General features: G+C 63.8%; 9 protein-coding genes and 1 tRNA gene. 6 read left to right on the top strand and 4 right to left on the bottom strand.

Annotated elements, in window-relative coordinates; all coding sequences use genetic code 11:
* The first annotated feature begins 66 nt into the window (after positions 1–66).
* The 3 genes from ruvC (at position 67) to KB554_RS05945 (ending at position 1,180) form a co-directional block, all read left to right on the top strand.
* On the top strand, positions 67–657 hold the full coding sequence (gene ruvC, locus KB554_RS05955; protein ID WP_141429937.1) for a crossover junction endodeoxyribonuclease RuvC: 591 nt from the start codon (positions 67–69) through the stop codon (positions 655–657).
* 119 nt (positions 658–776) lie between these two features.
* A tRNA-Arg gene (locus tag KB554_RS05950) sits at positions 777–850 on the top strand.
* 63 nt (positions 851–913) lie between these two features.
* On the top strand, positions 914–1,180 hold the full coding sequence (locus KB554_RS05945; protein ID WP_211035197.1) for a hypothetical protein: 267 nt from the start codon (positions 914–916) through the stop codon (positions 1,178–1,180).
* A 58-nt stretch (positions 1,181–1,238) separates the two neighbouring features.
* Here KB554_RS05945 and KB554_RS05940 read toward each other — a convergent pair whose 3' ends face one another.
* The 4 genes from KB554_RS05940 to KB554_RS05925 form a co-directional block, all read right to left on the bottom strand.
* Positions 1,239–2,231: a glycoside hydrolase family 43 protein gene (locus tag KB554_RS05940; protein ID WP_211035196.1), complete on the bottom strand. Its 993-nt coding sequence runs from the start codon at positions 2,229–2,231 to the stop codon at positions 1,239–1,241.
* Positions 2,232–2,325: 94 nt separating this feature from the next.
* The gene (locus KB554_RS05935) at positions 2,326–3,720 is read right to left on the bottom strand and encodes an efflux transporter outer membrane subunit (RefSeq protein ID WP_141427946.1); all 1,395 of its coding nucleotides are present in this window, start codon (positions 3,718–3,720) and stop codon (positions 2,326–2,328) included.
* A complete protein-coding gene (locus KB554_RS05930; protein ID WP_211035195.1) occupies positions 3,717–6,812 on the bottom strand; it encodes a multidrug efflux RND transporter permease subunit in 3,096 nt (1,031 codons plus the stop codon). Before KB554_RS05930 ends, KB554_RS05935 begins: the two co-directional genes overlap by 4 nt.
* Positions 6,813–6,815: 3 nt before the next feature.
* Positions 6,816–8,075, bottom strand: coding sequence for an efflux RND transporter periplasmic adaptor subunit (locus tag KB554_RS05925; RefSeq protein ID WP_141427948.1), 1,260 nt, complete (start codon positions 8,073–8,075; stop codon positions 6,816–6,818).
* Positions 8,076–8,538: 463 nt separating this feature from the next.
* Between KB554_RS05925 and KB554_RS05920 the strand changes: the two genes are divergently transcribed.
* From KB554_RS05920 to KB554_RS05910, 3 genes are read left to right on the top strand one after another with little or no spacing between them, the layout of a single operon-like run.
* Complete coding sequence (locus tag KB554_RS05920; protein WP_141427949.1) at positions 8,539–9,621, top strand: efflux RND transporter periplasmic adaptor subunit; 1,083 nt, start codon at positions 8,539–8,541, stop codon at positions 9,619–9,621.
* Between the two features lie 12 nt (positions 9,622–9,633).
* Positions 9,634–12,675: an efflux RND transporter permease subunit gene (locus KB554_RS05915; protein WP_141427950.1), complete on the top strand. Its 3,042-nt coding sequence runs from the start codon at positions 9,634–9,636 to the stop codon at positions 12,673–12,675.
* Positions 12,672–14,180 (top strand): TolC family protein, encoded by a 1,509-nt coding sequence (locus tag KB554_RS05910; RefSeq protein WP_232522928.1) that lies wholly within the window; start codon positions 12,672–12,674, stop codon positions 14,178–14,180. Before KB554_RS05915 ends, KB554_RS05910 begins: the two co-directional genes overlap by 4 nt.
* Positions 14,181–14,408: the final 228 nt, after the last annotated feature.

Here is a 14,408-nt window from a genome sequence, read left to right as displayed (position 1 = left end):
GCTTTTCCGAATCCGTTTCACCGCAAACCGCGCACGCCGTTGGCTGACAAGACATCCTACCGCATCATGGGCATCGACCCCGGCACGAACTACATGGGTTACGGCGTGCTGGAGATCGAAGGGCGCACGCTGCGTCCGGTCGTGCTGGGCGACATCGACCTGCACCGGATCGCGGATCCCTACGCCAAGCTGCGCTACATCTTCGAACGCGTCGGCGCGCTGGTCGATACCTACCGTCCGCAGGAGGTGGCGCTCGAATCGCCCTTCTTCGGCGAGAACGTGCAGTCGATGCTCAAGCTCGGGCGGGCGCAGGGCGTGGCGATGGCCGCCGCGCTGAGCCGCGGCCTCGACGTATTCGAATACGCCCCCATGCGCATCAAACAATCCATCACCGGACGCGGCTCGGCCGCCAAGGAGCAGGTCGCCGCCATCGTCTGCCGCACGCTGGCCGTCGAACGGCCGCCGAAGCGGCTCGACGCCACGGACGGAATGGCCGTGGCCCTGTGCCACTACTTCACGACCTCCGGCCCGATGAACGCCCTGCTGGGAAACGACCGCGTCAAGGGCCTCGGCGGAGGCAAAAAGGCCGCCTCGAAGGGCGGATCGCAAAGCTGGGAACAGTTTCTGAAAAAACACCCCGACCGGGAGATCAAATAATCCGCACCGCAATGCAATAGCAATCAACGCATTGCACTACGGAGACAGAAATTCGGCAATTTTTTCCCGAAATTATTTGCGAGTTTCGGATTTCCGCCGTATATTTGCACTCGCAATTCGGCGCCGTAGCTTAATTGAATAGAGCATCTGACTACGGATCAGAAGGTTACAGGTTTGAGTCCTGTCGGCGTCACAGGAGAAAGAGAGTCCAAAAGGCTCTCTTTCTTGCATTTAGGGAGTGCCCGAAAAAGAAGGAATGGAAACCCGTCCCGCGGCGGACAGGATTCATATTCCGGAAAGGGCCGGAGCAAAAAAACGGAAAAACCGAAAACCGGGAAAAAGCCAAAAGCCGGACGCAGAAAACCGGAAAGGCCCCGAAGCCGGACGAAGGAACCGGGAGGGAACCCGAAAAAAGGGACATGCGACGAAAAGCGCGACGAAAAAAGGGGATGCCCGACAAAGTCTCCTCCGCAAGCAAAAATCACCCCTGTCGGAGATTGCTCCGACAGGGGTGAACACGTAAGGCCGAACTCGTCGGACTGCCTCTTGTACCGGCAGTTCCGGCCTCCGGCCGGGCTTCTCTACAGATTGCGGGACAAATCGCGGGCCTCCACTCCTTCGAATGTCAGCCGGACCGGTTCGATCCGGCCCTCGGCGTCGAACGTCATCCGTTCGATGCACACCTGCCGGTGAGCCCCCTCGCCGTCGCCCAGCGGATGACGGTGATAGACGATATAGTAGTCGTCCGTGCCCGGGATGCGGATCACGGAGTGATGTCCGGCTCCCGTAGCCACGGCGGGGTCCTGCCGCATGATCGTTCCGATGCGTTCGAACGGCCCGAGCGGCGAATCCGACACGGCGTAGGCCACCGAATAGTCGGGGCCCGTCCAGGCTCCCTCGGACCACATGAAATAGTATTTTCCCTTGCGTTCGAACAGGAACGGCCCCTCGGTATAGCGTTCGGGGGTGATCTCCTTGTAGAGCTCCCCGTCGTCGAAAGGACGGATTCCCGTGAAGTCCTCCTTCAGCCGCACCACGTTGCAGTGGCCCCAGCCGCCGTAATACATGTAGTATTCGCCCCCGTGTTCGTAAACGAACTGGTCGATGGGCTGCGCGCCGTTCACGATCTCGCCGATCAGCGGCTTGCCGAGCAGATCGCGGTAGGGTCCCTCGGGACGGTCGCTCACCGCCACGCCGATACCGCCGACCTCGCCTTCGTGCACGTCGTTGGCCGCGAAGAAGAAGTAGTAGCGGCCGTCCTTGCGGATGGCGGCCGGCGCCCACATGGCCCGCCGCGCCCACGCCACGTCGGCCTGCTTCAGGATGCCGGTGTGCTTCGTCCAGTGCACCAGGTCGTCGGAGGAGAAGCAGTCGAAGGAGAGCTGCTCGTCGTAGGGAAGGCTGCTCGTGGGATAGACCCAGCAGGTTCCGTCGTAAACGACGGCTTCGGGATCGGCATACCATCCCTCGAAAATGGGGTTGCCGCTCCGTTCCGGCGTTCCGGACCCGGCGCAGGAGACGCCGAAGACCGTGCACCCCGCCAACGCGAGCAGGCTGAAAAAGCGGATGTTCATAACGTTTCAGTTGGAATTGACGACGCTAAAATACGAAAAATCCGCCACGGACCCGCAGATCCGCGGCGGAAAATTCGCCGGCGCACGCCCGCGCTCACTTCCGCCCGCCGTCGGGCATCGTCCAGCCGCCGCCCAGCGCCTTGTAAAGCTGCACGAGGGCCAGGTGCTCGTCGCGGACGGCATTGCTCAGCCCGATCTGCGCATCGAGGTAACGCCGCTGGGCGTCCAGCACGTCGATGTAGTTGATATTGCCGCCGCGGTACTGGATATTCGCCAGTTTGACGTATTTGCTGGCGGCATCGCGGAGCGTGACGTTCAGCTCGGCCGTCCGCCGGACGTTCCGGTAGGTCACGATGGCGTCGTCGGTCTCCTTGAAAACCTCAAGCACCTTCTTCTCGTAGGCCAGACGCGCCTCGTCGTAGGCCGCCAGCGCGGCACGGTACTTGGCCTGCCTACGGCCGAACCCGAAGACCGGGGCTGCGATCGCCCCCGCCACATAAGAGAAGGGCGAACGGAAAAAGCCCGTCAGCTCGCTGTTCTCCACGCCGCCCGTCAGCGTGAAGGTCAGCCGCGGGAAACGGTCGGCATAGGCCATGCCCGCCTCGGCCATCGCGGCCCGGAGCTGCTGCTCCGAAGAACGCACGTCGGGGCGCCGCTGCAACAGCCCCGAAGGCAACCCGACGGGCAGGCTGTCGGGCATGGTGATGTTCAGCGCCAGCCCGCTCCGCCGCACCTCCCCTCCGGGATAGCCGCCCGCGAGCAGCGAGATGCTGTTCTCCATCATCCGGATCCGCCGTTCGAGATCGGGGATGCGCGCCGCCGTGGTGGCGTACTCCACCTGCGCCTGCTGATAGACCGTCTCGGCCGTGAGGCCCCCTTCGAACCGCAGTTTGGCCTGATGCACGTCCTCGCGCCGCGTCTCGAGCGTCCGCCGCACGATCGCCAGTTCGTTGTCGAGCGCCATCAGTTCGAAATAGGCCGTGGCGACCTCCGCCACGAGCGTCATGCGCATCGCGCGCCAATCCTCCACCGACGCGAGGTATTCGGCCCCGCCCCGGCGTTTGGCCCAGCGCAGGTTGCCCCACAGGTCCAGCTCCCAGCTCACGGAGGCCTTGGCTCCCATTTCGGGGTCGTTGCTGAACGGCTTCTCGTAATAATCGTTCGTCTCGCGGTTGGCATAGACCGAAGCGGAGAAAACGGGCAGCCGGCTGGCCTTGTCGATCCGGTAGAGCTGCCGCATCCGCTCGACGCGCGCGGCGGCCGCCAGCATGTCCTTGTTGGCGGCGAGCGTCCGTTCGATCAGGTCGCACAACGCCGCATCGCCGTAGAACCGCCACCACGCGACGTCGGCGACGGTCGTCGAATCGGTCTGGTCCGGGGAGAGGGTCTCCGGCAGGTTCAGCTCGGGCGACTTGCAGTGCCTGACCGCCGAACAGCCGCAAAGGAAGGCCGCCGCAAGGGCGGCAAGGTATATCGGGATTCGTTTCATCGTTTCAGTTTGGCTTTAAGACGGTAAATCCAGACGAAGAAGAAGGGCACGAAGACGATGCCGGCGGAGATGGCCACGAGCATGCCGAAGAACACGCCGGTTCCGATGCCCTGGCGGCTCGCCGAACCCGGCCCCGACGCGAAGACCAGCGGCAGCAGGCCCAGAATGAAGGCCAGCGAGGTCATGACGATCGGGCGGAAGCGCAGGTGCGCCGCCGTGACGGCCGCCTCGACGATGTCGCGTCCCTTCTCGACCTCCTCCTTGGCGAACTCCACGATCAGGATGGCGTTCTTGGCCACCAGACCCACGAGCATCACCAGTCCGATCTGGAAATAGATGTTGTTCTCCAGTCCGCATATCCAGATGCCCAGATAGGCCCCGATGCCGGCCACCGGCAGCGACAGGATCACGGCCACGGGAACCGACCAACTCTCGTACTGCGCCGCGAGGAAGAGGAAGACGAACAGGAAGGCCAGCGCCAGCACGACGCCCGTTTGCCCGCTCACCCGCTTCTCCTGATAGGAAAGGCCGCTCCATTCGACGCCTATATCCGCCGGAAGATGCTCGGCGACGATCCGCTCCAGCGCATCCATCGCCTGCCCCGAGCTGTAACCGTGGGCCGCCTCGCCGGAGATGGTCGCCGAGGTGAACATGTTGAACCGCTTGATGGTTCCGGGTCCCGTCGTGTAGTCGGTCGTGCCGAGGGCCGTGACGGGGATCATCGCCCCGTCGGCGCCGCGCACGAAGAACAGGTTCAGGTTGTCGCGGCTGGCCCGGTAGGGCGCTTCGGCCTGAATATAGACGCGGTAGATGCGGTTGAACAGGTTGAAGTCATTGACGTAGATCGACCCCGTGAAGGCCTTCATCGTCGAGAAGACGTCCGACATCGAGACGCCCAGCAACTGCGCCTTGTCGCGGTCCACGTCGAAGTAGAGCTGCGGAATGTCGCCCTGCATCGACGACGACAGCCCCGTCAGCTCGGGCGTCCGCCCGGCGTAGTACATCAGCGTATCGACCGCCTGTTGCAGCTCGCCGTAGGTCGTGTTGCCGCGCGCCTCGAGCACCATCTCGAAACCGCCCGACTGCCCCAGTCCGGGAATCACCGGCGGCGTCGAGAGGTAAACCCTGCTCTCGGGATAGCGCGACAACTCGTCGCGCACGCGCCGCATCACCTCGCCGATATCCTCCGTCTCGCGCTCGTCCCACGGCTTGAGGATGACGGTGAGCTGACTGCGCGCCTGGTTCGTCCCCACACGGGGACTCGACCCCGTCACGTTGAGCACGTATTCGACGTCGGGGTCCTTCTTCAGGAAGCGCACGGCGCGGTCCGTGACCTCGCGCGTCCGCTCGATCGTGGCGCCCTCGGGCAGCTCCAGCTCCACGGTGAAGTATCCCTGATCCTCCTGCGGCATGAAACTCTGAGGAACCAGCCGGTTCATCGCCCAGATGCCCACCAGCACGATGCCGAAGGCGGTCAGCATCCGCCGCGAACGGCCCAGCGCCCGCACGATCGTCCGGCCGTAGAGGAGATTGCCGCGGGCCAGGAAGAGGTTGATATAACGGAAAATGCGGTTTTTCTTTCCGGCGTTCTCGGGCCGCAGGAACAGCGAACACATCACCGGACTGAGCGTCAGCGCGACAACAGTGGAGATGATCACCGACACGGCGATCGTGATGGTGAACTGCCGGTAGAGCTGCCCCGTAATGCCCGAGAGGAAACTCACGGGCACGAACACGGCGCAGAGCACCAAGGACATGGCGATCAGCGCCCCGCCCAGGCTGCGCATCGCCTTCTTCGTCGCCTCGTAGGGCGACAGGTGCTCCTCGTGCATGATACGGTCCACGTTCTCCACCACGACGATGGCGTCGTCCACCACGATGCCGATGGCAAGGATCAGACCCAGCAGCGTCAGCAGGTTGAGCGAGAAGCCGAAGACGAGCATCACGCCGAACGTACCGACGAGCGAAATGGGCACGGCGACGATCGGGATGAGCGTCGCGCGCCAGCTCTGCAACGAGAGGAAGACCACGAGGATCACCAGCACCAGCGCTTCGAAGAGCGTGCGGTAAACGTGGTGGATCGATTCGGAAATATAGGTCGTCATGTCGAAGGGCACGTTGTAGGTGATGCCCTCCGGAAAGTTGCGGCTGATCTCGTCCATCGTGGCACGGACCGCACCGGCCACCTCAACGGCGTTGGCCCCGGGCAGCATGTAGATATCCAGCACGGCGGCGTTGCCGCCGTTGATGCCGCTCTCGGTGTTGTAGGACTGCGCCTCGAGCGAAATGTTGGCCACGTCGCGCAGACGGATGATCGACCCGTCGGGATTGGCCCTGACGACGATGTCCTCGAACTGGCTCACCGACGACAGACGCCCCTGCGCCGTGATGGGAATCGTCACGTCCACGCCCTCCATCGGAGCCTGTCCCAGCACGCCGGCCGCCGATTCGCGGTTCTGGTCCTTCAGGGCGTTCTGCAAGTCCTTGACCGTCAGTCCCAGGTCGGCCAGCTTGTCCGGCTCGACCCATATCTGCATGGCGTAGTAGCGGCTGCCGACGTTCGAGACGCGCCCCACGCCCGGAATACGGCGCAACATGTCCAGCACGTTGAGCGTGGCGTAGTTCGAGAGGTAGATTTCGTCGAACTTCGGATCCGACGACAGCAGCGTGATGGTCAGCAGCTTGCTCGACGCCTGCTTCTCGACCGAGATGCCGTTCTGCACGACTTCGGCCGGCAGGCGCGCCTCGGCCTCCTTGATGCGGTTCTGAATATCGACGGCCGCCAGATCGGGGTTCGTCGAGATGTCGAAGGTCACCGTCACGGTGAAGCCGCCCGAGTTGGAACTCGACGACTCCATGTAGATCATGCCCGGCGTGCCGTTGAGCTCCTGCTCGATGGGCGTGGCCACGGCCTGCGTCACGGTCTGCGCGTCGGCGCCCGGATACGAGGCCGAGACCTTCACCACCGGAGGCACGATCTGCGGATACTGATCGACGGGAAGCAGCGCCAGGCCGATCGCCCCCACGATCACGATCACGATGGACAGGACGGTCGAGAAGACGGGCCTGTCGATGAAAAAGTCGCTCTTCATGGCCTATTCCTCCCCGGTTGCGTTATCCTCCCGGCGGATCGGCGCCACCGGTTCGACCTTCATGCCGTGCTGGAGCTTGTGATACCCCTCGACGACGATCCGCTCCTCGGGCGAAAGGCCGCGCTCGACGACCATCTTGTTGTCGGGAATTTCCGGTCCGGTCTCCACGAACCGCTTCTCCACGACGCTGTCGGGCCGCACGACATAGATATAGGCCCCGCCCTTCTCGATCACCAGCGCCTTCGTCGGCACGACCACGGCGTCCTCCCTGACGTCGAGCAGCAGCTTCACCTTCGTGAACTGCCCCGGCAGCAGGATGTGGTCCGGGTTGGCCATCTCGGCCCGCACGGAGAAGGTTCCCGTCTGGGGATCGACCTGCGGATCGGCGAAATCGACCAGTCCCCGGTAGGGATACTGCGAACCGTCGGCCAGCGTCACGGTGATATAGGGATTCCACTTGCGGGTGGTGTCCTTCTGACCCAGATTGACGTTGCGCGCTTTCGAGCGCAGGTAGTCCAGCGCCGTCATGCTGAAATCGACGCGCACCGTATCGCTCTTCACGACGGTCGCCAGCAGCGACTTGCCGCTCGGACCGACCAGCGTGCCGATGTCCACGTTGCGCTCGGAAATGTACCCCGAGACGGGTGACTGCACGGTGGTGTAGCCCAGCGTCATCTCGGCTTGCGTGAGGTCGGCCTCGCACACCACCACGTCGGCCGCGGCGCTCTCGTAGGAGGCGATGGCGTTGTCCAGGTCGAGCTGGCTGGCGGCGTTCTGCTCGTAGAGCGGCCGGATGCGCTCCAAGTCGCGCTGCGCCTTGAGCGCCTGCGCCTTGGCCTTGTTGAGCTGCGCCTTGGCCTTGTTCACGCGCGCCCGATAGAGTTTGGGGTCGATGACGAAGAGCGTCTGCCCCTTCTTGATATACGTGCCTTCGGTGAAGAGCATCCGCTCGAGATAGCCCTCGACGCGGGCGCGGATCTCGACGAACTGCTGCGCGCGGATGCGCCCCACGTACTCGCCATAGACGCTCACGTCCTCGACCTCCACCGGTTCGGCCGCCACGACCGGCAGCACCTCCGGCACGGGACGCGGCCGCAGCCACCACCAGACACCGCCGCCGGCCGCCAGCAGCGCGCAGACCAGCACGATCCACCGTTTGCGGTTCATCTCGACCGACACATGCGGAATCCGTTCCGCCACTCCCCTCTTCAGTTTGTCCAGATCCAGGTTCTTCAGATCGGGTTTCATTCTTTCGAAATTCATCTTACTTTTTTGTCTGTTTTCGCCGCAGTACGGGCACGGCCGCACGCGGGCTTATCGTCGCGAAAGGGACAAACCGCGGACCAATCCGGCCGCCGCAAACGCAAAACGGTCATTTCCAACCCCCTAACGGAACGACGGGACAAAGATACGCAAAAAAAACGTGGAAACGTTCCACACCCGCCGGGGAGATATTCCACAACCGGCTGCCCGGCGGGGCGCGTTGTCCGGCCCGCCGGAGGCCGGAGGCGCTCCCCGGAAACGCCCGCCGGACGTTTCCGGGGAGCGGCGAAACCCGGAAAACGCATCCCCGGTACATTTTTCCGCCACTCCGGACACACTTTGGCCGGCTTTTTGCGACATTTATATATTTTTTTGTTCCGCAAAAGGTGAATTTTTGCGACGAAAGCTGCATTTTGTCGTATATTTGCATACGATTTCCGAACCTAAACCGCACTTTCGCACAATGAACAAAAAGAAGAGATGGATTACGACCGCCGCGATTCTCGCCGTATTCTGCGCTGCGCTGGGATATTACAATTTCCGTCATGACAGCCCCGACGCGGAAGCGGGACCGGAGGCGCTCCCCGCGCCGCGACAGAAGAACGTCCTGAACGTGAACGGAATGGTCATCCGCCCGCAGACGCTCACCGACGGCATCACCACCATCGGCAACCTGCTTCCCGACGAGGAGGTGGACCTCTCGTTCGAGACCTCGGGCAAGATCGTGGAGATCAATTTCCGGGAGGGAACCGCCGTGCGCAAGGGCGAGTTGCTGGCCAAGGTGAACGACAGGCCCCTGCAGGCGCAGCTCTCACGCTACGAGGCGCAGCGCAAGCTGGCCGAAGACCGCGTCTATCGCCAGAGCGCCCTGCTCGAAAAGGACGCCGTGAGCCAGGAGGCCTACGAACAGGCCCGCACCGAACTGGCGATGCTCTACGCCGACATCGACATCGTGAAGTCGAACATCGCCCTCACGGAGCTGCACGCCCCCTTCGACGGGGTGATCGGCCTGCGCAACGTCAGCGAAGGCGCCTACGCCTCGCCCGACGTCGTGGTGGCCAAGCTCACGAAAATCTCGCCGCTGAAGATCGACTTCTTCGTCCCCGAACGGTACGCCAACCAGATCAAGCCCGGCACGCGTCTCACGTTCACCGTCGAGGGGCGCGACGAGCAGTTCCGCGCCGAGGTTTACGCCACCGAGTCGAAAGTGGACATCGAGACCCGCACTTTCGCCGTGCGCGCGCTCTTCCCCAACCGGCAGGGCAAACAGCTCCTCCCGGGACGCTTCGCCGACGTCAAAATCCGGATGCACGACATTCCGGACGCCATCGCCATCCCGACCGAGGCGATCGTCCCCGAAATGGGCGTGGACAAGGTTTACCTTTACAAGGGAGGCAAGGCGCGGGCCGTGACCGTCCGCACGGGGCTGCGCACCGACTCCTCGATCCAGATCATCGCGGGCCTCAATGTCGGCGACACGATCATCACCTCCGGCACGCTGCAACTGCGCACCGACCTGCCCGTGAAACTCGACACCGTAGAATAAACCCGCCGCCGCATGAACATCTCCGAATTGAGCATCCGGCGGCCCGTCATGGCCACGGTGCTGACCATCATCATCCTGCTGTTCGGCGTCATCGGATACACCTACCTCGGCGTGCGCGAATACCCGAGCGTGGACAACCCGATCATCTCCGTGACATGCTCCTACCCGGGCGCCAACGCCGACGTGATCGAGAACCAGATCACCGAGCCGCTCGAGCAGAACATCAACGGCATTCCGGGCATCCGCTCCATGTCGAGCACCAGCCAGCAGGGGCAGAGCCGCATCACCGTCGAGTTCGAGCTGTCGGTGGATCTCGAAACCGCGGCCAACGACGTGCGCGACAAGGTGTCGCGCGCGCAGCGCTACCTGCCGCGCGACTGCGACCCGCCGACCGTGGCGAAGGCCGACGCCGACGCCACGCCGATCCTCATGGCCACGATCCAGAGCGACAAACGTTCGCTGCTCGAGCTGAGCGAAATCGCCGACCTGACCGTCAAGGAGCAGTTGCAGACCATCAGCGACGTCAGCTCGGTCGAGATCTGGGGCGAGAAACGCTACTCGATGCGCCTGTGGCTCGACCCTGCGAAGATGGCCGGCTACGGCATCACGCCCGTGGACGTCAAGGAGGCGCTCGACCGCGAGAACGTCGAACTGCCGTCGGGCAGCATCGAGGGCAACACCACCGAGCTGACGATCCGCACGATGGGCCTGATGCACACCACGCAGGAGTTCAACGACCTGGTGATCCGCGCCGACGCGGGCCGCATCATCCGCCTGAGCGACATCGGCCGCGCCGAACTCGGTCCGCAAGACACGCGCAGCTACATGAAGATGAACGGCGTGCCGATGGTCGGCATCGTCGTCATCCCCCAGCCGGGCGCCAACCACATCGACATCGCCGACGAGGTTTACCGCCGCATGGAAACCATGCGCAAGGACCTTCCCGAAGACGTGGTGACGGGCTACGGATTCGACAACACGCGTTTCATCCGCGCCTCGATCGACGAGGTGAAGCAGACCGTTTACGAGGCCTTCGTGCTGGTCATCATCATCATCTTCCTCTTCCTGCGGAACTGGCGCGTGACGCTCATCCCCTGCATCGTGATCCCCGTCTCGCTCATCGGTACGTTCTTCCTCATGTACCTGGCGGGCTTCTCGATCAACGTCCTCTCGATGCTGGCCGTGGTGCTCTCGGTGGGTCTGGTCGTGGACGACGCGATCGTGATGACCGAGAACATCTACATCCGCATCGAACGCGGCATGACGCCTTTCGAGGCGGGCATCGACGGCGCGAAGGAGATCTTCTTCGCCGTGCTCTCCACCTCCGTGACGCTCATCGCCGTCTTCTTCCCGATCGTCTTCATGGAGGGCACGACCGGCCGCCTGTTCCGCGAGTTCAGCCTCGTGGTCTCCGGCTCGGTGCTCATTTCGACTTTCGCGGCCCTCACGGTGACCCCGATGCTCGCCACCAAGCTCCTCGTCCGGCAGGAGCGCAAGAGCTGGTTCTACAACAAGACCGAGCCGTTCTTCGTCGGCCTCAACAACTTCTACAGCCGTTCGCTGGCGGCCTTCCTGCGCCGCCGCTGGATCGCCCTGCCGCTGGTCGGCGCGATGGTCGTGCTGATCGGCCTGCTCTGGAGCACGATCCCCACGGAGATGGCCCCGCTCGAGGACCGCTCGCAGATCACGATCAACACCCGCGGCTCGGAGGGCGCGACCTACGAATACGTCCGCGACTACACCGAGGACATCAACCGCCTGGTCGATTCGCTCGTCCCCGAAGCCGAGGCCACGACGGCCCGCGTGTCGAGCGGCAGGGGCAATATCCGCATCGCCCTGAAGGACATTTCCGAACGCAGCCGCAGCCAGATGGAGATCGCCGAGGAGCTGTCGGCCGCCGTGCGCGCGAAGACCAAGGCACGCGCTTTCGTGCAGCAGCAATCGACCTTCGGCGGACGCCGCGGCAACATGCCCGTGCAGTACGTGCTCCAGGCCACCTCGATCGAACGCCTGCAGGAGGTGCTGCCCGAGTTCATGAAACGCGTTTACGAAAGCCCTGTCTTCCAGATGGCCGACGTGGACCTGAAGTTCAGCAAGCCCGAGGCGCGCGTGACGATCAACCGGGACAAGGCCAACCTGCTCGGCGTCAGCGCGCAGGACATCGGCGAGACGTTGCAGTACGGACTGAGCGGCCAGCGCATGGGCTACTTCTACATGAACGGCAAGCAGTACGAGATTCTGGCCGAGATCAACCGCCAGCAGCGCAACAAGCCCGCCGACCTCAAGTCGATCTACGTGCGCGGCGACGACGGCAAGATGATCCAGCTCGACAACCTCATCACGCTCGTCGAGACGGTCGCCCCGCCGCAGCTCTACCACTACAACCGGTTCCTCTCGGCCACGATTTCGAGCGGACTGGCCAAGGGCAAGACCATCGGGCAGGGACTCGACGAAATGGACCGCATCGCCGCCGAGGTGCTCCACGACGACTTCCGCACGGCGCTGGCCGGCGACTCGAAGGAGTTCCGCGAAAGCTCGTCGAGCCTGATGTTCGCCTTCCTGCTGGCCATCCTGCTGATCTACCTCATCCTGGCCGCGCAGTTCGAGAGTTTCAAGGACCCGCTGGTCATCATGCTCACCGTGCCGCTGGCCATCGCCGGAGCGCTCGTCTTCATGTGGGGCACGGACCAGACGATGAACATCTTCAGCCAGATCGGAATCATCATGCTCATCGGTCTGGTGGCCAAGAACGGCATCCTGATCGTCGAATTCGCCAACCAGAAGCAGGAGGCCGGCGAGGAGAAGATGGCGGCCATCCGCGACGCGGCGCTGCAACGCCTCCGCCCGATCCTGATGACCAGCGCCTCGACGATCCTCGGCCTGCTGCCGCTGACCGTGGCCACGGGCGAGGGGGCCAACGGCCGTATCGCCATGGGTATCGCCGTGGTGGGCGGCATGCTCGTCTCGACGCTGCTGACCCTCTACATCGTGCCGGCGATCTACAGCTATGTCTCGACCGACCGGAGCAAACGAACGAAAAACGAAGCACTATGAATATGAAACGGGGATTGATTACGCTGCTGGCGGCCCTTCTCTGCATCGCGGCCGCCGCCCAGGAACGACAACCGCAGCCCGGACACGCGGAGACGACGCACGAAACGGGAACGGAACGGCCCGCAGCGGACGACGTGCGCCCGGAGGCGGCATCCGCCCCGCTGCGCTCCGGGAAACCCGGCTCCGGCGCGAAAGGCGGTCCGACGGACGGACGGATCGCCCCCGTACCGGCCGCCGCGCCGGCCGCCGGGGAGGTGCTTTCGCTGCGCGAATGCCTCGAAAAGGGGCTCGAACGCAACTACGACATCCGCATTGTCCGCAACGAGGAGCGCATCACGGACAACGACGCCACGGCGGCCAACGCCGGGATGCTCCCCACGATCGACCTCTCGGCCGGTTACGGAAGCAACGTGAACCGCATCCGCACGACGCCCCGCGAAGGCGACGTCACGACCGCAAAAGGCGTTTACGACGGAACGTTCGACGCCGGGGTGGCGCTCAACTGGACCCTCTTCGACGGGTTCCGCATCCGCGCCGACTACCGCAAGTTGCAGGAACTGAAAGAAAAAGGAGCCTTGCAGACCCGTCTCACGATCGAGGATTTCATCGCCTCGTTCACGGCCGAATACTACAATTTCGTGCAGCAGACCCTGCGCCTCGAGAATTTCCGCTACGCGATGGCGCTCTCGCGCGAACGGCTCCGCATCGCCGAGGCGTGGTATCACGTGGGCAGTTCGGCACAACTCGACGTGTTGCAGGCCCGCGTGGACTTCAATGCCGACAGCTCGCAGTACATGTCGCAGCAGGAGGCCGTCGTGGCCTCGCGCATCCGGATCAACGAGCTGCTCGCCAACGAAGAGCTGGACCGCAGGTTCCTCGTGCGCGACACGGTCATCGCCATCGACGACGCCCTGCAATGGGACGTCCTCGTGGCCGAGACCCGCACGGCGAACGCCGAGCTGCTGATGGCCGACCGCGACAACGCGATCTCCGAGCTGGAGTTGCAGAGCATCCGCTCGCGCAACTACCCCTACCTGAACCTCACGGCCGGCTACGGCTACACACACAACCGCTACGGCAGCGGCACGACGCGGATGCGCGGCCAACTGGGACTGAACGCCGGATTGCAGGTGGGCTTCACGATCTTCGACGGCAACCGCCGCCGCGAACAGCGCAACGCCCGCCTCAACGTCGAGAACACGCAGCTCACGCGTCTGCGGCTCGAACAATCGCTCATGGCCGACCTGTCGAACTTCTGGCAGGCCTACCGCAACAACCTCGAAGTGATCCAGCTCGAACGGGAGAACCTCGTCGCGGCACGCGAAAACTACCGGATCGCCATGGACAGGTATCTGCTGGGCGACCTCTCGGGAATCGAGATGCGCGAGGCGCAGAAGAGCCTGCTCGACGCCGAAGAGCGTATCCTGACGGCGCAGTACAACACCAAGCTGTGCGAAATCTCGTTGCAGCAGATCAGCGGCAACGTCACGGCTTACATGCAATAACCGCACGGGCGCGACCCACGCCCGTGTGCGGCCCGGGCCGGCGCATTCCGGCATCCGGTCCGAATCCCGTTACCACGTCCCGCCCCGGCCGCCGAACCCGTGCCGGGGCGGAGCCGTTTTTCCAAAAGCCGATTCCACGAACGAGACCACGGCCCCCCGTTACCGGCCCGGTTCGGGCACATCGCCCGCCCCGGGGACCATTCCACCCCTGCCGCAGCGCCTCTCCGG

Source organism: Alistipes sp. Marseille-P2263, from assembly GCF_018101075.1.
In the GTDB taxonomy this organism is placed as follows: domain Bacteria; phylum Bacteroidota; class Bacteroidia; order Bacteroidales; family Rikenellaceae; genus Alistipes; species Alistipes dispar.
This window is presented reverse-complemented; position numbering and strand designations above follow the sequence as displayed.